Here is a 17,429-nt window from a genome sequence, read left to right as displayed (position 1 = left end):
TGTCAGAGCAAGTGCCGGTTGGGTGCCTGTGCGGCGTCCATGAACTCGAGCAGCGCAATGACCGTTACGTCGGCGTCTTCGAGGACCGCGGTGCCGACGGCATTGGCGACGAAGGTGTCGGGCTCGCTCCAGGCGGTGACGACACGGCGGAGGCCGGAGTCCCGGATGAGCTGGGCACAGGGGAGAGGGCGGGATGCCCGCTGGGAGCAGGGCTCCAGGGAGCTGTAGATCGTGGCGGTGGCGAGTCGAGCATCGTCGGCGGGGAGCTTGGCGAGAGCGCCTTCCTCGGCGTGGTCGTGGGGGTCGCTCTCGCGTGAGTAGCCGCGGGCGAGTTCGGTTCCGTCGGCCGCGACGATGACCGCTCCCACGCTGAAGGCTGTCGTCGAGGGCGGGCAGAGTGCGGCCAGCTCGCAGGCCAGAGCGAGCCAGTCCCGGTCCGCGGTGTTAGGCGTGCGGCCGGTGCCGGGGGCGTCGGCCGCATGAGTGGGGCTCATCTGGGCTCCATCGTGGTGTCCTTGGGTGCGTACCTCAGAAGTACCACGTCACCGATCTGACGAGTCTCCAGGAGCCTGAGCCGGGCGGCGGGGCCGCCGGGGTAGCCCACCGGACCGAGCATGCGTACGGCGTCGGGCTGGCCGACGAGGAGCGGGGCGATGACGAGCTGGAGCTCGTCGGCGAGCGCTGCTTCGAGAAGTTGCGTGTGGATGGTGCCGCCGCCTTCGACCATGAGCCGCTTGACGGCGTACACGTCGCCGAGGGCGTCGAGTGCGGTCGGCCATGTGTCCTCGGCAGGGATGCTCCGAACGGCTGCCAGGTCCCCAAGGTTGGTACGTGCCTTGGCCGCGGCCGCGTCGCCGACGGCCAGGACGAGCTTGTCCCCGCCGTGGTGCCAGAACTTCCAGTCGGGATCGAGGTCTCCCGTACCGGTGATTGTGACCTTCAGGGGGTAATCCGGTTGGCCGGCTGCGATTCGGGAGGCCCGGCGGTCTTCCGAGTTGACGAGGAGACGGGGGTTGTCGGCGCGGAGTGTTCCGGCGCCGACGAGGATGGCGTCGACGCTGGCTCGCACGGAGTCGACGCGGTCGAAGTCCTCTTTGTTGGACAGCATGAGCCGGGCCTCGCCCGGGCGGGTGTCGAGATGGCCGTCGATCGAGACGGCTGCGGACAGCAGGACGTAGGGGCGGGGCACGTTATCTCCAGACGGTGCGAGCAGGTCTGTCAGGCGGGGTGCAGGACGATACGGTCGAGGGAGGCTCGGAACTCGGCCACGCCATCCTCGCCGGATGCGGGGGCCAGCGCCTGGTCGAGATGGTCGAGCTGATGGAAGATCCGCGCGGAGGCGGTCTCGGCGGCGATGCCGACGGCCTGCGCACCGATTCGGGCGGCCAGGGACATGTTCCCCGTACCCGCGTGGGCACGAGCGGCACGAGCGAGGTAGACACCCCGGTCCCGGCGGTATGCGGGTGGCAGCATCGCTATCGCGTTGTCGAAGCCGGCCGCGGCCTGCTCGTAGGCGCCGAGCGCAGCAAGGGAACGCGCCCGGGCGGTGTTGACGTACGCGGTGTCGAGCCAGGAACCCCAGACGCCGTCGGAGTCCGCGCGACCGAGGAGGGTAAGCGCGGTTTCGTAGGCCCTATGGGCTTCACGGCCTTCTCCGAGCACGGCATGCGCGTGGGCCTCGTGCAGAACGGCGATGACCTCCAGACGGCTCCCGGGCCTGGCGGTGCGTCGGGCAGCGGTGGCGAGTCCGAAGGCGTCTGCGGGATGTCCCGTGTCGAGGGCGAGCTGGGCCTTGCGGGCGAGGATGTACGCCGTGAGATCGGAGTCGCCGGTGATGTGCGAGGCGTCGAGTGCTTTCGCGGTATGACCGTGGGCACTGCGTTCGTCGCCGATGTCTTGGGCGAACCAGCCTGCCAGCTCTTCGTACCGCGTCTCCAATGCGAGGAGTTGCATGGCGTCGACGCCACGGGCGGCTCGGCGTCTCGCGGAAAGAGAGGCCAGATGTTGCTGGAGCGCAGGCAGCACGTGTCGAGGGCCGATGAGGTTGTCAGTCTGGATTATCACTCGGCGGAGCTGCGCGAAATGCTCGAAAGGAGAGCCCATGGTGGCGAGTTCGGTATCGGCCATCGCCGTCGTGGTCGGGACGGTAGTCGCAGCCAGGCCGGCGAGCCCGGAGGCGAGAACGACACGGCGGGGCACGGGCACGAAGAGGATCCTTCCCTGAATTCGGGCGGGGACGACGACTGTGTCCGCGTCGTCTCCGAGCGAGACTGCCTGCTCGAACCCTCTCGCTGCCAGTGGCCCCATGCTGTTGGCCCCATGGCCCCGCACGTTGGCCCCATGGGTTGCGGTCTCGGCTCTGGACGCGATGACGGAGCCGTCCTGGGGGGCCTGAAGTGCCGCCTCGTCCCAACCTCGAACCAGTGCATCAGCGGCATCGAGCGCCTGGTCAAGGACGACGGCGGCGTGCCGCGGCACGGGACGCTCGGCGCGCTCGAAGCGCCCGAGATGTGAGCGGTCGATCAACGCCTTGCGAGCAAGAGCTCGCTGCGACAACCGCCGGGCCTCCCGGAACTGGCGCAGCTCGTACCCCCAGCGGTGCCATGGGCCAGCGCCCGGAGTCAGCTCGTTCGGCTGCTGCCCCACGCTTCCTCCTCCACCGCGGACTTCCGTTCGCGCCACTGATGATGCCGATGGCGCCGGCCAGCTCTCGATGGGGCCCGTGGAGCCTGCGTGCGGGGCTCCATCCGGGGACTCCCAACTGAGGCCCCCAGACGCTTTCATCGCTGATATGAGTTGGTCACACGGTAGCCGAACGACGCGTGTGGCAGCCCTGATTCACGTCATGAGCGCGAGAGCCAGCCAATGAAGGACCCCGCGCCTTTCTCTCAACTCGGGAGGCACACCGTGTCCCAGGCACCACACCGGTGTAACACGCTCGAATTGGCCGACACGCCCAGGTGCCTGGTGTGGGTAAGACACGGCTCACCACCGAATTGGAAGGCCAGGTCGCTTACCTTGAGCAGGCGCAAGCGGACCGCATTCTGGATGAGCTGCTGGAAACCCGGCCCGCTGCCGTTGTCGTGGACGACGCTCACATTCGCTTCGACGAGATGCGTGTGCTGCGGCGGGCGCGTCACGGGGCGGAGCATGCCTTCACCATCGTCGCGACTACCTGGCCTGACAGGGCAGATGAGGTAACAGCGGCCCTTCCCAGAGCTCTCCGCGTCGATGTTGACCTGTTGGAGCGATCCGACATGAACACACTAAGAAGCCATCTCATTTGGGCGACTCGGTATTCTGTGAGTCATGGTGGGGATCGTTGAGCGGTTGGTGCCGGACGAGTTGTGGGAGTTGTTCCAGCGGGTGGTGCCGGAGGCGCCGTCGCGGCCGCAGGGCGGTGGCCGGCGCCGGCACGGCGACCGGGAAGTGCTGGTGGCGATCGTCTTCGTGGCGACATCGGGTTGTACCTGGCAGCAGCTGCCTTCGGCGTCGTTCGGCCCGTCCGGCGCGACCGCCCACCGGCGGTTCTCGGAGTGGTCGAAGGCCAGGGTGTGGGCCAAGCTCCACCGCCTGGTCCTCGACGAACTGGGTGCCCGCGGCGAGCTGGACTGGTCGCGGTGCGCGATCGACTCGGTGAACATGCGAGCCCTGAAAAGGGGGACCTGACAGGTCCGAATCCTGTCGACCGGGGCAAGTACGGCTCGAAAATCCACCTGATCACGGAAAGGTCGGGTCTGCCCATATCCGTCGGCATCTCCGGCGCCAACCTGCACGACAGCCAGGCCCTGATCCCCCTCGTGAAGGGCATCCCGCCAATCCGCTCGCGCCGCGGCCGGCGACGGCGCAAGCCCGCCAAACTCCACGCCGACAAGGGCTACGACTACGCCCACCTGCGGCAATGGTTACGCGAACGCGGCATCACCCACCGCATCGCCCGCAAGGGAGTCGAGTCCTCGCAACGGCTGGGCCGCCATCGCTGGACCGTGGAGCGCACCATGGCCTGGCTCGCCGGCTGCCGCCGCCTCCACCGACGCTACGAACGCAAAGCCGACCACTTCCTAGCCTTCACCAGCATCGCCTGCACCCTCATCTGCTACCGCAGACTCACCAAATGAGATGGCGTCTAATCACCTCACTGAACGTCACCGGTCACCGCGCCCGGATGGTGGTCCTCGACCAGGCAGCCGGACGGCCGGGCTGGGCCCTCACCTTGTGTGAGATGTTCGCCAAGGGCGAGGGCAGCCAGGTGGCCAGCGGCGCAGTGCACCTGGCGAACGTAGAACGACACCTCCGCCGTATCACCGAGTCCGAGACGGCCGTCGATGCTCTGGCCTGTGTAGCGGCACTGGGAGGGGCTTCCAGCGAGACGCTGCACGCGCTCGCGCCTCTTGTCGGCGAGCCGCCGGCCAGCATGTCCGGCCTCATGGAGCGCCTCGCGCGCAATGGCCTCGTTGAGACTGTCAACGGTATCTGGCACCTGCAACCTGCACTGCGCGCACCGCTGATTGCCCGGTGGTTCTTCACACGGCCGGCAAGCAGGCCGTGGTCCACCCTCTGCGACGCCTTCCCGGACCGGGACCGTGACCTCGCCTCCGCCGTGATGTCCGCCGCCCGAGTCTCGGCCTCCCCTGACGCTCGGATGACCGCCGATACCTGGGTCCGAACGCTGCCCACCCCAACCGAGTGGGGCACCGGAACCTTCGCTGTAGTGTCCGAATACGCCCGGCTGGACCGGGCGCCGCTCAGTTCGCTGTCGCCCAGGCCTGTATGGTCCTCGCCAGCCCGCGCGAGACCGAGCAGACGTACGGGATCACCGTCGATCCGCAGGGCGATGCCGCTGCCCGTCAACTTGCGCAGTCGGCCGCTCAGTATCTGCTGCCCGAGGCAGTGACGGGCCTGCTCGACCTCGCAGTGGGAGACAACCGTCCACGCAATTCCACCCCTGAGCACCCGCTGCGCGTGCTCAGCGATGTGGCCAATGCCATAGACCCGGACTTCGGCACCGCGTTCGAGACTCGAGGGCTGTTGCTGCGACCAGTGCTGGAGTGGCTGCGTACTCACCGCGCCCCGTCGGACTGGGCCGTGGCCACCGAAGTGCTGGCGAGTGTCTTTGCCGTTGAAACATCGGGGAACTGGCCTGACCCGGGTGACCTGAACAAGGTCACCCTCGCCCAAGGTGTCGAAAGCGCCGAAAACCTGGCGCGACTCATCTCCTTGTGGGACGAGGTTGTGCCCCTTCTCGCAGATACCGAAGGACAGGATGACCTGAGCAACGCCCCGGCTGCGGTGGTTCCACTACTGGACCTGGCGGGCTCATGGATGCGGCTCGGAGAAGGATTCGTGCCGCACAACGGTGAACCGAGCGAGGCGCAAAAGGGCCAGGGAGCGGAGGGAGGAGCCCGCATCCTGGCCGCACTGCATCCCCTGATCCAGACCTTTCCTGGGTTGGCCCTCCGTGCCCGACGCATGCTCAACGCTGCATACGCCCGCAGTGGTGACAGGGGCCGTCGACTCCCGGAACTGGACGTCGACCCTGACTTGGAGTCTTTCACCGGCTGGAGTCGTTGGGGCGACATGGATACCCGCGATGAAGCCGCACAAGGCCGGGCCCACGCAGTGGAAGCCCTAGCACAGAAGATCGCGGCGCTCGGACCGCTCGACGGAGTCGTGAGATTCGACGCACTGATTGAGCAATCCAAGCTTGCTGGCGACCACGGGGGCGGCGTCTGGGTAGCCGACCGAATGGTGCCTCACCTCGCCGATCCCGCTTCTTGGCACGCAGCCGCAACCGCAACTGGTAGCCCAATCATGCTTCGCGCCGCATTGACCCGATGGCTCACCACCTCGCCCGGCACGTTGTCGGCAGATGTCCTCGCCGCTGCACTGGATGATCCCCGCTTCAGGACCGGCGTCATCTCGACCGTCCTCGGGCGAGGTGAAGATGACGAGGCTTCCGAGTTCGTAATCGAGGCAATGCGCACGGAGGACGCTTGGCTGCTCGACTCTCTGTTCATCCAGGACGAGCCGAACGAGGTGCTGCACCGTCTACTGCTCCATCCGATTCCCGCAATCGCCAGCAGCGCGGCGGTCACCTTTGCCGTTGGCCAACCCCACGGACCCTCACTGCCGGAAACTTGGCGCTCTGCTTGGCGCGGCGCTGTGCAGCACCTCCGCCCCGAGGATCTGTCCCGGCACGACCACTGGCGTGCAGACCAGTTGCTCGGTCATCTAGCCGACCATGATCCTGACCTGCTTGAAGCGTGGTACACCGAACGGCTCGGCGAAATGGCCAACCGCGGCTACTTCGCTGCCCCTGAACCCCACGGCTGCGATCTCCACCTGGACCGCCTTCCACAGGCGCATCGTTACCGGCTTTCCGTCCGATGCGCCGGCCTCCCGCGCATCGGCCATAGCCCACTCATCCAGCTTGTCGGTTCAGACCGCGACTTGGCGGAGCGTCTGCTCCGCGACTGCGCCGTTACTCCCGACAACCTCCTCGAAGCCCTCGTGGGACAGCGCAACGAGACCCTGGAGAGCCTCGGCCCGCTGCTCCTCGACCACGGCGTACCCCCCGCTCATATCGCGGCCAACGTCGCTTGGGTCGACTCCTGGTGGGGAGATGACTCTGCCAGACATCAGCACCTCATCGACTACTTCACTACCCTCTCAACTCGTGTCCCCGCCCTCGCCGCCGTCGCAGCAGCGGGACTGGCTCAGCAGGAGGCGTCACTGCGGGAGGCAGAGAGCAGAGAGCGCGCTGCACGGGTGCGGGGAGTCTGAGAAAGCCGGTTCCTCCCGCAATAAAGTGTGCCGCCGGCCGAGGCGCGTCGTACGCGTCCGCCCCCTGATCTCCATGGCTCTCCCTCGTCTATCACGGCGGCCTGCCCATCGTCTGGGCACTCAGGCATTGCCACGCCGCCGCAGTTGCACCGGCCTCGGCTCGGCGGCTTCAGCCGGGTGAAGTAGCTGAGAAATCGAACGAATGATCCAATTTCAGTGAATCGCGGATCTGGCCCCGTGGTGTAGCTGATACTGCATCAAATCAGTGTGCCTGTTGGGCTGGTGCGGCAGGCTAGGGGTGGAACAGCTCGGGAGATCCAGTGCAGTTGACCTGTGCCAAAGTGACGAACTTCCGCGCGTTGCAGTACGTAGAGGTGAAGATCGACAAGAAGGCCACGCTCGTAGTGGGTCGGAACAACAGCGGCAAGACGTCCTTCGCCAACCTCTTCGACAAGTTCTTCGGCAGCGACGACACCAAGTTCGTCCTGGAGGACCTGTCTGTAGGCAGGATCAAGGAGATCAAGTCAGCCGTGGAGGCCTACCGCACGGCCCGGGCGGTGCCGGAGGGCAGCAGCGAGACCCGCGAAGAGCAGTTGAAGGCAGCGGAAGAACTCATCCCAGCCATCAGTCTGCAGGTCGTCATCGCCTACACCGTAGAGGACGACCTCGCTTTGCTGTCCGGGATCATCCTGGACCTGGGCGAGGACTGCCTGGAGGCCCGGCTTGAGGCAGTCCTAAGTGTGAAGCGGCCGCGTGACCTCCTCGAGCAGGTGGACGCTGCCCTGGCCCGGCAAGGACCGGCCTTCGACTGGGGCAAGTTCCTCCGCAAGAACTTTTCCACGTTCTACGCCTCGTCCTACTGGGCGGTCTCTGCCCTGGACCCGAACGTCCGCCGGGAGATCGCGCCCGCTGCGGCGCGCAGGGTGCTGTCGGTGAAGTCCATCCACGCCCAGCCCCGTATCGACGACGTCCCCGCGGACCGGGCCCGCACGCTGTCCAAGACCTTCGAGACCTTCTACAAAGCGAACAGCGCCGACGAGGAACGCAATCAGAACGTCGAGGACATCGAGCAGGCGCTGGCCGTCGCTTCGAAGAGCATCGACACCAACTACGACGTGTTGTTCCGACCCATCCTCGACGAACTGCGCACCTTCGGCGTGGGCACTATCGCTCCGCTGCAAACGCCGGAGATTATCTCGCTGATCGAGTCTGGGGATATTCTCCGCGGCAGCACCCGCATCCAGTACGCCTCGCCTGGGAGCGACCATCCGCTGCCTGAGGGCCACAATGGCCTCGGCTACAGCAAGCTCATCAGCACCGTGGTCCAGGTTATTGGCTTTTACCACGCCTACCTGCGCTTGAAGCCCCGGCCGGCCCTGCAGCTGCTCTTCATTGAGGAACCCGAAGCCCACCTGCACCCCCAGATGCAGGAAGCCTTCATCAGTAACATTAACCGCCTCTTGGAGAGAGAAGAATGGGCCGTCCAGGCGGTCCTGACCACCCATTCCTCGCACATTGTCGCGAGTAGCGGTTTTGGTGCCGTGCGCTATTTCGACTCCAACGGCCCCACCCTTAAGGTCAAGGACCTCTCCGACTTCGAGCACACTACCAAGCAGCAGGCCAACGGGAAGACGACCCTTCAGTTCCTCGCCCAGTACATGCATACGCACCGCTGCGACATGTTCTTCGCCGACCGCATCATCTTGATTGAGGGGACCGCTGAACGGCTCCTCCTCCGCGCCATGATCAGCAAGTGTGCGCCGGAATTGGCAAACCAGTACATCTCGATCATTGAGGTCGGCGATGCATACGCCGCACGGTTCAAGAGTCTCCTGGAGTTCCTCGGCGTCCCGGCTCTGGTAATCACCGACCTCGACTCGGTAGACCCCGCCACCAAAAAACGTTGCGCGCCCGACACTGGCGGTGCCCTCACCTCCAATGCCACTCTCAAGGATTGGATGCCGAAGCTCAGCGAGGTCAAGGCGCTTATGCACGCTCCGGCAGGGGCGAAAGTCTGCGGGAACGTACGCGTCGCCTACGAGGTGCCGGAAGCGGACGGGGGGCCGTGCGGGCGCAGCTTCGAGGACGCCATGATCATTGCCAACGCCGACATGTTCGCCCGAAACCTGGGCACCCTGGCTCTGAAGAACGCCTTCACCAGCGAGGTTGGCATTATGCCGAGCCCCGAGACCATCGCTGCCGCCGCCTTCCCCATCGCCGAGCGACTGAGCCGCAAGAAAACCGACTTCGCGTTCGACATGGTCCTCACGGAGGGCTGGACGGTCCCTCGCTATATCCGGGAAGGCCTGCAGTGGCTGATGAGGTAGAAGTACGCGAAGGTATCCGCGCCGCCCTCGACGCTCGGAGCAACTTCCTCGTGGAAGCCGGGGCCGGGGCCGGCAAGACCACGGCCCTGGTGGAAGCTCTTCTCTACCTGCTCGACACCCGGCGGTCCACCCTGGAACAGGCCGGTAAGCAGATCGCCTGCATCACCTACACCAACGTGGCCAAGAACCAGATCAAGCAGCGCATCGCTGACGACCCCCTGGTGTACGTCGGCACGATCCACGAGTTCCTGTGGAGTCTGATCCAAGATCATCAGCGCGAACTGCTGGACGCCCTTATCGAGTACAACCAAGGCTTGCCGCGCCCCCAGGACATGGCAGAACTCGCTTCCGGTCTCCGGATCGAGTACCACGATCGGGGCCGGCGCTTCGCCGACGGGAAAATCTCCCACGACGAGGTCCTCGCGCTCGCATCCGCACTGATCGGCTCTCATTCCAAGCTTGCGAGGATCATCGCCCACCGCTACCCGGTGGTCTTCGTCGACGAGTACCAGGACACCTTCCCCGCCACCGTCACGCTCCTCTTGGACCACATCGCCACGGCGACCGGACCCGCCTGCACCGTCGGCTTCTTCGGCGACTCCATGCAGAAGATCTACAACACCGGCGTCGGCGCCCTGGAGCGGGACGACCTGATCACGCTCACCATGCATGGCAACCACCGCTGCGCGAAGCCGATCGTCGACGTCCTGAATAAGATCCGACCAGACTTGATCCAGCAACCGGACACGGACAAAACTGCAGGTGAGGTCCGTCTGATCCTCAAGCTGCCTGGTGCTGAGGACGAGAACCCGGTCCAGCGGGCCCGGGCAGTGCTCGACACCTGTGGCTGGCCTGCGACGGGGGTCAAGTACCTGAGCCTGACGCACCGCAGCATCGCAGCCGCTCATGGCTACCCCAACCTCCTCCAGCTTTACAGCAAACGAGGGAGCCAGGGGAGGGGCGACCTTCTGGAGGGAACTGAGCCTTACGCCCAGTTCATGAAGAGCATCGAGGAGCTGTGCGCCGCCTACGAAGCCCAAGAGTACGCCCACCTCACCTCCCTGCTCGGCACAGGGCCCCTCACCATCCGTAAGCACTCGGACAAAGCCAGGATCAACGGCATACTCCAGGAGATCACCGCTGTCCGGGCCACAGGCACCGTTGGCGACGTCCTTGACGCCGTTACCCGCGCCAAGCTGATCACTCCGCCGGGCAGGGTCAAATCCATTGAACGCACCATCGGCGCGGAGGACCTCGATGAACGTGCCCAAAGAGACGCTGACTTTGCGGCTGGCCTGCGCGCCATCAAATACAAGGAGGTCGTCCGTCTCACCGAGTACCGCAACGAGCTCACCCCCTTCTCCACCCAGCACGGCGTCAAGGGCGACGAGTTCGAGAACGTCGTGGTCATGATCGACGACAGCGCATGGAACCAGTTCAACGTCGACCGCATGCTCACCGGAGACGACCACCGCAAGGAACGAGCCTCCCGCTCCCGCAATCTTTTCTACGTCTGCTGCTCTCGGGCCATCAGGCGGCTCGCCGTCGTCTTCGTGACTCCGCTCTCCCCGCCCAGCGAAGCAGTGGCACGGCAATGGTTCAGCGGCGCTACGGTCCACGACTAATGCTCTGGCCGCGCAGCGCCGCCCGGAGTGACCTGCGACCACACGTTCACGGTGCATGTTGGAAACCAGGGTGGTCAGGGTGCTCAGCAACGGTGGCGGAACGGCTTGTAGAGGTCCGACAGTGACCGGTGCTCGTCGCTTGGGACGGGGTGACCTGGCGCCGCCAGTTCAACTGAGGTCGCGCCGGTGGGCCGCTGGCAGCTCCACCGGTGGACAGACGCCTTTGGACGGTGCAACACAGGGCGGCACAGGCCAACCTGCCGCACGTGTTCTGATCAGGAAAAACGTCACCACGCAGCACGACGAGGTACCAGGCAACACGAACGCTCGTGGTCTCGCAATGCGTAGGTCCCAGGTCCGCGTTGCCAGGGACTTTTCAGGGACTTTCAGCTCTGTCGGAGGGACATCCGAGGGAGTTTTCGCAGTACAAGAACGGAAGGCTGCGACAGCGCTGAAAGGCCCAGGGCTTCGGGCCCGCGCAGTCGCGCCGTCGCTCCGCAACGCTCCGGCATGGCGTCGGGTCGGCAAGAGGAGACGAGGCTCTTCGGGACGTACACGGTCCTGAACTGGAGGAACGTGCCCCGGCGGGCCTGCCGACGTGAGCGACGGGCCCGCCCGGGGGGACGGTCAGTAGGCGTAGAACCCCGACCCGGTCTTGCGGCCGAGGCGGCCCGCGTCGACCATGCGCTGGAGCAGCGGGGGAGCGGCGTACAGCGGCTCCTTGTACTTGGTGTACAAGGCGGCTGCGTTCGTCGCGAGTTCTCGGAGGGCCGTTAAGCGGCCGTCGACGCATCCTGATGTCCATCGAACGAAGCGGACTCACGCGGACGAACTGTGCTACTCGATGAAAGATGGCCGCAATGGGAGGAGCGGGTAGTTCCTCGTTCCCAACCGAACTCGACCGTGGTTCTTCTGGGCCGCGCCGGGGGTTACCCGCGAACTGACCGGCTGGTGTCCGTGGCACCCTCCAGGCTCTCCGAACCCTGTTGAAACACGGCTGTGAAGGGCGAGGAGGTTTTCCTAGCGCAGAATTTCGGTTCAGCCAAACGAGTCTCCGCGCGTGATTCTCTCCGGCAGATGCTGACCATCGTCGAGAGGAACCCCAGTGAGTCAGAATTTCATGACTGCCAAGGAGACCGCGAAATATTTGAACATGTCGGTGCCGTGGGTGTATCGCGAAGCCGCTCGCGCGGGCCTAGTCCCATACAGGTTCGGGAGTGGCCGGAATGCCAAGCTTCAGTTCAAGGTGGCAGAGGTTCAAGTGTGGGTGAAACAGCAGCGGTTGTCGGGTGATTGAGGTCGCCTGATCGAATGTGTGCGAGGTCCCCTCCTTGGCCAAGGAGGGGACCTCGCACGTTCAGGCAGCGAGATCGAGGTTCAGGACCTGGGCGGCGCGGCCGATCGAGCCAGGCATGAGGTGGCGGTAGATCTTGAAGGTGATGTCGAGGCTGCGGTGGCCCATCCATTCCGCGACGTCAGTGATGGGGATGTTGTGGGTGAGGCAGTTGGAGGCGAAGAAGTGGCGGAAGCCGTAGACGACCATGCCTTCGGGGATCTCAACGATGCCGGCCTTCTTCATGCGCTGCCACTGGTTCCCGATCCAGTAGTTGAGCATCGGCTTGGTCAGGTCTCGCGGGCTGCGGAGCAGGTAGCCGTCGACGGTGCCGTACGTGTCCGTGTACCACTCGATTGAGTGCTTAACCCGTGCCGGGAGCGGGACGTCGCGGTAGTCGCCGGCCTTGCGGTGCTTGAGGGGGGCGTAGGCCTTCGTGGTCTGGTTGACCTGCTCGGTGATCCGGTACACGTCGTCGGCCACGATGTTGTTGACGTTGACGGCCAGCGCTTCCCCGTTGCGCATGCCGCAGCCGCTCATGAGGTCGGCGACGAGGCGGAACACGTCGTCGCCCGCGGTGCGTATGCCGTGGAGCTGGGTGGGGGAGGGGATGACGGCGCGCGTGGGGTCGTACTGCGGGGGCTTGACGCCGTCGAGCGGGTTGTCGTCGTAGAGGCCGAGTCGGTGGGCGTCCAGCAGGATCGACTTGAGTTTGTCGAAGGCGTTGGACTGGATGGCCAGGCCGATGCCGTCGCGCTCCATGGTCTGGATGAAGGCTTCGACGACCTTGTGGTCGAAGGTGCCCATCCGGCGGCTCTGGAAAGCGGGGTAGAGGTGGTGTACGAGCAGTGAGTCGAGGTGTCGCATGGAGCTGGGGCTGAGGTCGCGCTGGCTGGCCTTCCACTCGGTGGCGTACTGCTCGAACCGCATCGGGCCGTACTTCTGGATGCGCTCGGCTTTGTGCTGGTTCTGTGGGCTGTTCTTCCGGGCCTGGTAGACCTCGGCGAGGCGGGCCTTCGCCTTCTCCTGGGTGGAGAAGCCGGATTCCTCGGCCTGCCGTCCGGCCGCGTTGCGGTAGCGGATCTTGTAATCGTGCGGGCACTTCGGCCATCGGCTTTCAGGGTGCTCGCACTCCTTGAAGAAGCTTCCCATGCCGCGGACGAGGTTAATGGTGGCCATGTTTTCGACTCCCGGGCGTCTTGCTGACCTTTTGCTGACCCCGGATGATCGATCAAGCCCCTGAGCTGGGATGAAACGGAAAATCGATGTTATGTTCTGGAACTTCATCGCCCGATCCGGTGAGGAGATCGAACAGGCGCGGAACGACTGGGAGAAGGGCTCGCGGTTCGGTGAGGTGCGGGGCTACGACGGCGCCCGCCTGTCCGCCCCGGAACTGCCCGCGACCCCGCTGAAGCCACGCGGACGAGTGCGCTGACCTGCGGAAACCTATAGGCGGGCTGGTCGTGCTTCCACCTGCGGTCGCCATGCTGGTGCTCCGTTCCCCATTCTGTACTGGGCTCGGGGCTCGGGGGCTGCTTCCAGGCCGTGATCATCGGCTCGATCCCCATCGCTCGTCCGCCTATTCGTTCGGGTACGGCTCTCGCTCCGTGTCCCGTATCTGGAACATCGGCATGTGCAACAGGTGACCCGCGCGACGGTCGTCACCACGATCGAGCGATCACGAACCGAGGACGGACTTACCGTCCGCTGAGGCCAACGTGATCTGTTCAGTCGCCGGCTTCGGACGTCTTCCGCGGCTGGGTGGGGTAGATCTCGTGCCAGTGCTGGGCTGAGCAGACCAGGTCGTCGATGACGTGGAGGAGGAACTGGCTCATGCTCTCCAGCCGGGCGCCGGCGGGGGTGGTGGTGCCGAGTTTCCGGGCTGCGGTCTTGCAGGCTTCGGCGATCTGGGTCTGGGCATGCGCGCTGGCCATGATGGACCGAAACGCTACGTCGTCGTCGATGGCGTAGCGTTCGGCGCGGCTGTGAGGGTCGCGCTCGCGTTTGATGAGTGCCTGGTTCTCCAGGTAGCCGACGGCCTTGGAGATGGAGGCCGGGCTGACTTCCAGGCGCTGCACGAGTTCCGCGGAGGTGAAGCTGCCGCTTTCGGTGGTGAAGAGCGCGGCGAGCACCCTGGCCATCATCTGCGGGAGTCCCGCCCGCATCATCAGCTCCACGCTCTGCGCGTCCACCTCGTCCACGAGTCGTGGATCGCGCCCGCCGAAGTGGGCTTTTCCTGGTGACGGTGTCGGTGCAGTGGTCTTGCGCTGACGCGCTTGTCGGTGCCGGCCCGGTCGGCCGCCTCGGCGTGGTAGCGTCGCGGCCCGCCGTTGCGCATCACCTCGCGGGTGACGGTGGAGGTCGGCCGCCCGATGCGGCGGCCGATGGCGGCGTAGGTCAACTCCTCGCGCAGTCCCGCGGCGATCTGCTGCCGGTCCTGGAGGGTGAGTCTGTCACCAGGCATGGTCCGTCCTCCGTAATCGGCTTCGAGGCCAGCTTAATGCAACGCAACGAAGTTGCATTGGCCGACATGGGTCACGCAATGATTTCAACGCGTCTACCTGCATGTTTGTTGTTTTCATCGCATGGATTCGATTGACGGTCTCGTGTATGCAACGTAACTTTCGCCAAGTCGTGAAGGCGTCTGTGCGGCGCCGAATCTCACCAACGGGAGTGATGCCGTTGACTACAGATCCAGGTCGACCCGCGGTCGCGGTGACTGCGTTACGCAAGGCGTACGGCGACCATGTGGTGCTCGACGGCATCGACCTCGACATCCCCGCCGGGTCTGTCTTCGCGTTGCTCGGCCCGAACGGCGCCGGCAAGACCACCGTGGTGCAGATCCTGTCCACGCTCATCCGCGCTGACGCCGGCGACATGCGGGTCGCCGGCCACGACGTGCTCCGGGACGCGGACGCCGTCCGTGCCGCGATCGGCGTCACCGGCCAGTTCTCGGCGGTGGACAGCTTCCTCACCGGCGAGGAGAACCTGCTGTTGATGGCCGACCTGAACCGCCTGCCCCGCAGGCAACGGCGCCAGCGTGCTGCCGACCTGCTGGCGCGGTTCGATCTGGTGGACGCGGCCCGCAAGCCCGCTGCGACGTACTCCGGCGGGATGCGCCGCCGCCTGGACCTCGCGATGACGCTGGTCGGCCGGCCCCGCGTGATCTTCCTCGACGAGCCGACCGCCGGGCTGGACCCGCGCAGCAGGCGGACCATGTGGGAGATCATCCGCACGCTGGTGTCGGACGAGGGTGTCACCATCCTCCTCACCACCCAGTACCTGGAGGAGGCCGACCGGCTCGCCGACCGGATCGCGGTGCTGCACCGGGAAAGCTGGTGGCGGAAGGCTCGCCGGAGGAGCTCAAGCGGCAGGTCGGCGGCGGCCACGTCACCCTGCGGTTCACCGACCCGCGCGGCTACGACCACGCGGCCCGGACGCTGGACGTGGTGTCCCGCAACGATGAGGCATGCACCCTGCAGATCCCCAGCCAGGGCGATGTCCGGTCGTTGCGCGCGCTGCTGGACTGGCTCGACCGTGCCTCGCTCTCCGTGGACGAACTACAGGTCCACACCCCCGATCTCGATGACGTGTTCTTCGCCCTGACGGGCAACCCGGTCACGGAACAGGAGCCCGCCCGGTGAGTGCCGTTTCAGGCAGCGTTTCCCCTACTCTGTCCCACGCCGTTGTCGACTCGGCGACCATGTTTCGCCGCCAGTTGCGGCACATGATGCGTTATCCGACGCTCATCCTGACGGCCGCCGGCGTTCCGGTGGTCTTCCTGCTGCTGTTCGTCTACGTTCTCGGTGGCATCCTCGGTACTGGCCTTGGCGGGCCGTCGGGCGGCCGGGACGCCTACGTGAACTACGTCGTCCCCGGCATCGTGTTGATGACTGTGGCGACCGCGGCCCAGGGCACGGCGATCTCCGTAGCCATCGACATGAATGAGGGCATCGTCGCCCGGTTCCGCACGATGGCCATCGCCAGGGTCTCTGTGCTCACCGGTCATGTGCTCGGCAGCCTGGCCCAGACCCTGTTGAGCATCGCTGCCGTCATCGGCGTCGCGCTGCTGGTGGGATTCGAGCCGACCGCGGGCTTCGGCGAATGGCTCGGCGCGATCGGTGTTCTCGTGATGATCATCCTCGCGCTCACCTGGCTGTCGGTCGCCCTGGCCATGGTCGCCAAGAGCGTCGCCACCGCGAGCAGCATGCTGACGCCGCTGATGATCCTGCCCATGATGGGCAGCGGGTTCGTCCCCACCGAATCGATGCCGGCCGGGCTGAAATGGTTCGCCGACTACCAGCCTTTCACCCCGTTCATCGAGACCCTGCGCGGGCTGCTGATGGGCACCCCGATCGACAACAGCGCCATCCTGGCGGCCGGTTGGTGCTGCCTGATCACTCTGGGCGGCTACCTATGGGCCAAGAAGCTCTACAACCGCGAGCCCACCAACTGAGTGCCTTCGTCGCGTCAGCCCGTGGACCGCACGAACTCCTCGGCATGCCCACCGACGAGGCAGTGGTCGGCAATCACGTCGCCGACCTCGTCCCCGTCGAAAGCGTCGACCACCGCCGGAGCCCACATCGACAAGCTCCGCCACCTTCTGCGTTGACGTGCTGCCCGCCCCGGCCTCCGGCGTTTGCCGGAAGCCGGGGCTTCGCCGTTCCCGCCTACGGCAGCGGAATCTCGAAGTGCACGGTGCCCACACCCGGCCCGTGCTCCCCGGTCGTGCGGGCGTCGAAGATCTCCTTGGCCATGCTGCGCCAGAACGCCTCGGCGCCCTCGACGTTGACGTTGGTGTGCAGGTAGACGCAGTCGTAGCCGGGGGTCGCGGCGGCGAAGGCGCAGGCCCGGTCCACCAGGGTGCGAGCCAGGCCGCGGCGCCGGTGGTCGGGGCGTACGTAGACGCGTACGAGCTGTGCGGTGGTGCCTGAGGGGTAGCGCTCGGCGAGCCAGCGGGGGTGCGGCGGATGGGACGGTCCCGCCGACCGGATGCCCGTCGTGGCGACGACCTCGCCGTTGTGCAGGGCGACCATCAGCACATGGCGCGGGTCATCCACATAGGTGCTCTCGATGTCGATGACGTCCCTGTGCCACGCGGGCACGTATCCGTATCCGAAGTCGCGGTAGAAGGTGTCGAGCATGACCTGACGGGCGGCTTCGGCGTCGGCCGAGGTGGCGGGGCGCACGGTGTAGGGGTGCGAGGGGCGGTGCATGGGCTCTCCTGTGAACGCCTGCGGTTCTGCGTGGGGCACGACGAAGCCCCACCCGCTAGGTGACAATGAAAACGATTATCGATAGTGTCCTGCTTGGTCAAGTGACGACACGGTCGCCATGACCGCTGAACACCTCAATCGCGCT

General features: G+C 65.8%; 12 protein-coding genes and 4 pseudogenes. 9 read left to right on the top strand and 7 right to left on the bottom strand.

The features are described 5' to 3' along the window. Window positions 1-2: 2 nt before the first annotated feature. Both AC3CH1_RS02055 and AC3CH1_RS02050 read right to left on the bottom strand, forming a co-directional pair. Window positions 3-1,189 (bottom strand): annotated as a pseudogene (locus AC3CH1_RS02055) (dihydrofolate reductase family protein). 29 nt (window positions 1,190-1,218) lie between these two features. Next, window positions 1,219-2,646, bottom strand: a complete 1,428-nt coding sequence (locus AC3CH1_RS02050) for a helix-turn-helix domain-containing protein (protein ID WP_488461255.1) — start codon at window positions 2,644-2,646, stop codon at window positions 1,219-1,221. Window positions 2,647-2,969: 323 nt separating this feature from the next. Here AC3CH1_RS02050 and AC3CH1_RS02045 point away from each other — a divergent pair, with 323 nt between their 5' ends. From AC3CH1_RS02045 to AC3CH1_RS02025, 5 genes are all read left to right on the top strand, one after another. After that, complete coding sequence (locus tag AC3CH1_RS02045; RefSeq protein ID WP_488461254.1) at window positions 2,970-3,326, top strand: hypothetical protein; 357 nt, start codon at window positions 2,970-2,972, stop codon at window positions 3,324-3,326. Further along, window positions 3,310-4,118, top strand: a protein-coding gene (locus tag AC3CH1_RS02040) for an IS5 family transposase (RefSeq protein ID WP_488461253.1) whose coding sequence is annotated in 2 segments (ribosomal slippage) — window positions 3,310-3,658 and window positions 3,658-4,118 — 810 coding nt in all. Because the reading frame shifts where the segments join, the coding sequence is not laid out codon by codon here. Before AC3CH1_RS02045 ends, AC3CH1_RS02040 begins: the two co-directional genes overlap by 17 nt. A gap of 652 nt (window positions 4,119-4,770) precedes the next feature. After that, complete coding sequence (locus tag AC3CH1_RS02035; RefSeq protein WP_488461252.1) at window positions 4,771-6,783, top strand: hypothetical protein; 2,013 nt, start codon at window positions 4,771-4,773, stop codon at window positions 6,781-6,783. A gap of 320 nt (window positions 6,784-7,103) precedes the next feature. Then, on the top strand, window positions 7,104-9,110 hold the full coding sequence (locus tag AC3CH1_RS02030; protein ID WP_488461251.1) for an AAA family ATPase: 2,007 nt from the start codon (window positions 7,104-7,106) through the stop codon (window positions 9,108-9,110). Then, entirely contained in the window at window positions 9,095-10,735 is a 1,641-nt protein-coding gene (locus tag AC3CH1_RS02025) for a UvrD-helicase domain-containing protein (RefSeq protein ID WP_488461250.1), read from the top strand. The genes AC3CH1_RS02030 and AC3CH1_RS02025 overlap by 16 nt, the downstream gene beginning before the upstream one ends. Before the next feature lie 627 nt (window positions 10,736-11,362). Here AC3CH1_RS02025 and AC3CH1_RS02020 read toward each other — a convergent pair. Then, window positions 11,363-11,470, bottom strand: a pseudogene (locus AC3CH1_RS02020) (3-hydroxyacyl-CoA dehydrogenase family protein); the annotation flags it as partial. Between the two features lie 385 nt (window positions 11,471-11,855). On the opposite strand from AC3CH1_RS02020, the gene AC3CH1_RS02015 reads away from it, so the two are divergent. Further along, window positions 11,856-12,032: a helix-turn-helix domain-containing protein gene (locus AC3CH1_RS02015; RefSeq protein WP_488462123.1), complete on the top strand. Its 177-nt coding sequence runs from the start codon at window positions 11,856-11,858 to the stop codon at window positions 12,030-12,032. Window positions 12,033-12,092: 60 nt separating this feature from the next. On the opposite strand, the gene AC3CH1_RS02010 is transcribed toward AC3CH1_RS02015, so the two are convergent. Next, entirely contained in the window at window positions 12,093-13,247 is a 1,155-nt protein-coding gene (locus AC3CH1_RS02010) for a tyrosine-type recombinase/integrase (protein ID WP_488461249.1), read from the bottom strand. Window positions 13,248-13,335: 88 nt separating this feature from the next. Here AC3CH1_RS02010 and AC3CH1_RS02005 point away from each other — a divergent pair. Then, window positions 13,336-13,503 (top strand): annotated as a pseudogene (locus AC3CH1_RS02005) (pirin family protein); the annotation flags it as partial. 292 nt (window positions 13,504-13,795) lie between these two features. On the opposite strand, the gene AC3CH1_RS02000 reads toward AC3CH1_RS02005, so the two are convergent. Beyond that, complete coding sequence (locus tag AC3CH1_RS02000; protein WP_488461248.1) at window positions 13,796-14,269, bottom strand: GbsR/MarR family transcriptional regulator; 474 nt, start codon at window positions 14,267-14,269, stop codon at window positions 13,796-13,798. After that, entirely contained in the window at window positions 14,236-14,532 is a 297-nt protein-coding gene (locus AC3CH1_RS01995) for a helix-turn-helix domain-containing protein (protein WP_488461247.1), read from the bottom strand. Before AC3CH1_RS01995 ends, AC3CH1_RS02000 begins: the two co-directional genes overlap by 34 nt. A gap of 212 nt (window positions 14,533-14,744) precedes the next feature. Here AC3CH1_RS01995 and AC3CH1_RS01990 point away from each other — a divergent pair. After that, window positions 14,745-15,712 (top strand): annotated as a pseudogene (locus tag AC3CH1_RS01990) (ATP-binding cassette domain-containing protein). Continuing rightward, on the top strand, window positions 15,709-16,524 hold the full coding sequence (locus AC3CH1_RS01985; RefSeq protein ID WP_488461246.1) for an ABC transporter permease: 816 nt from the start codon (window positions 15,709-15,711) through the stop codon (window positions 16,522-16,524). The pseudogene AC3CH1_RS01990 and the gene AC3CH1_RS01985 overlap by 4 nt, the downstream one beginning before the upstream one ends. Window positions 16,525-16,738: 214 nt before the next feature. Here the strand turns inward: AC3CH1_RS01985 and AC3CH1_RS01980 are convergent, their stop codons facing one another. Continuing rightward, window positions 16,739-17,284 (bottom strand): GNAT family N-acetyltransferase, encoded by a 546-nt coding sequence (locus AC3CH1_RS01980; RefSeq protein WP_488461245.1) that lies wholly within the window; start codon window positions 17,282-17,284, stop codon window positions 16,739-16,741. Window positions 17,285-17,429 lie beyond the last annotated feature (145 nt).

This window comes from Streptomyces sp. MGP-P1, assembly GCF_057766565.1.
Note: the sequence above shows the minus strand (reverse complement) of the source record. Positions and strands in the feature narration are given on the sequence as shown.

Excerpts from the sequence above, each read along its gene's own strand:
- AC3CH1_RS02035 (WP_488461252.1), top strand. The coding sequence starts at position 4,771 with ATGGTCCTCGCCAGCCCGCGCGAGACCGAGCAGACGTACGGGATCACC.
- AC3CH1_RS02015 (WP_488462123.1), top strand. The coding sequence starts at position 11,856 with ATGACTGCCAAGGAGACCGCGAAATATTTGAACATGTCGGTGCCGTGG.
- AC3CH1_RS02010 (WP_488461249.1), bottom strand. The coding sequence starts at position 13,247 with ATGGCCACCATTAACCTCGTCCGCGGCATGGGAAGCTTCTTCAAGGAG.
- AC3CH1_RS01995 (WP_488461247.1), bottom strand. The coding sequence starts at position 14,532 with ATGCCTGGTGACAGACTCACCCTCCAGGACCGGCAGCAGATCGCCGCG.
- AC3CH1_RS01980 (WP_488461245.1), bottom strand. The coding sequence starts at position 17,284 with ATGCACCGCCCCTCGCACCCCTACACCGTGCGCCCCGCCACCTCGGCC.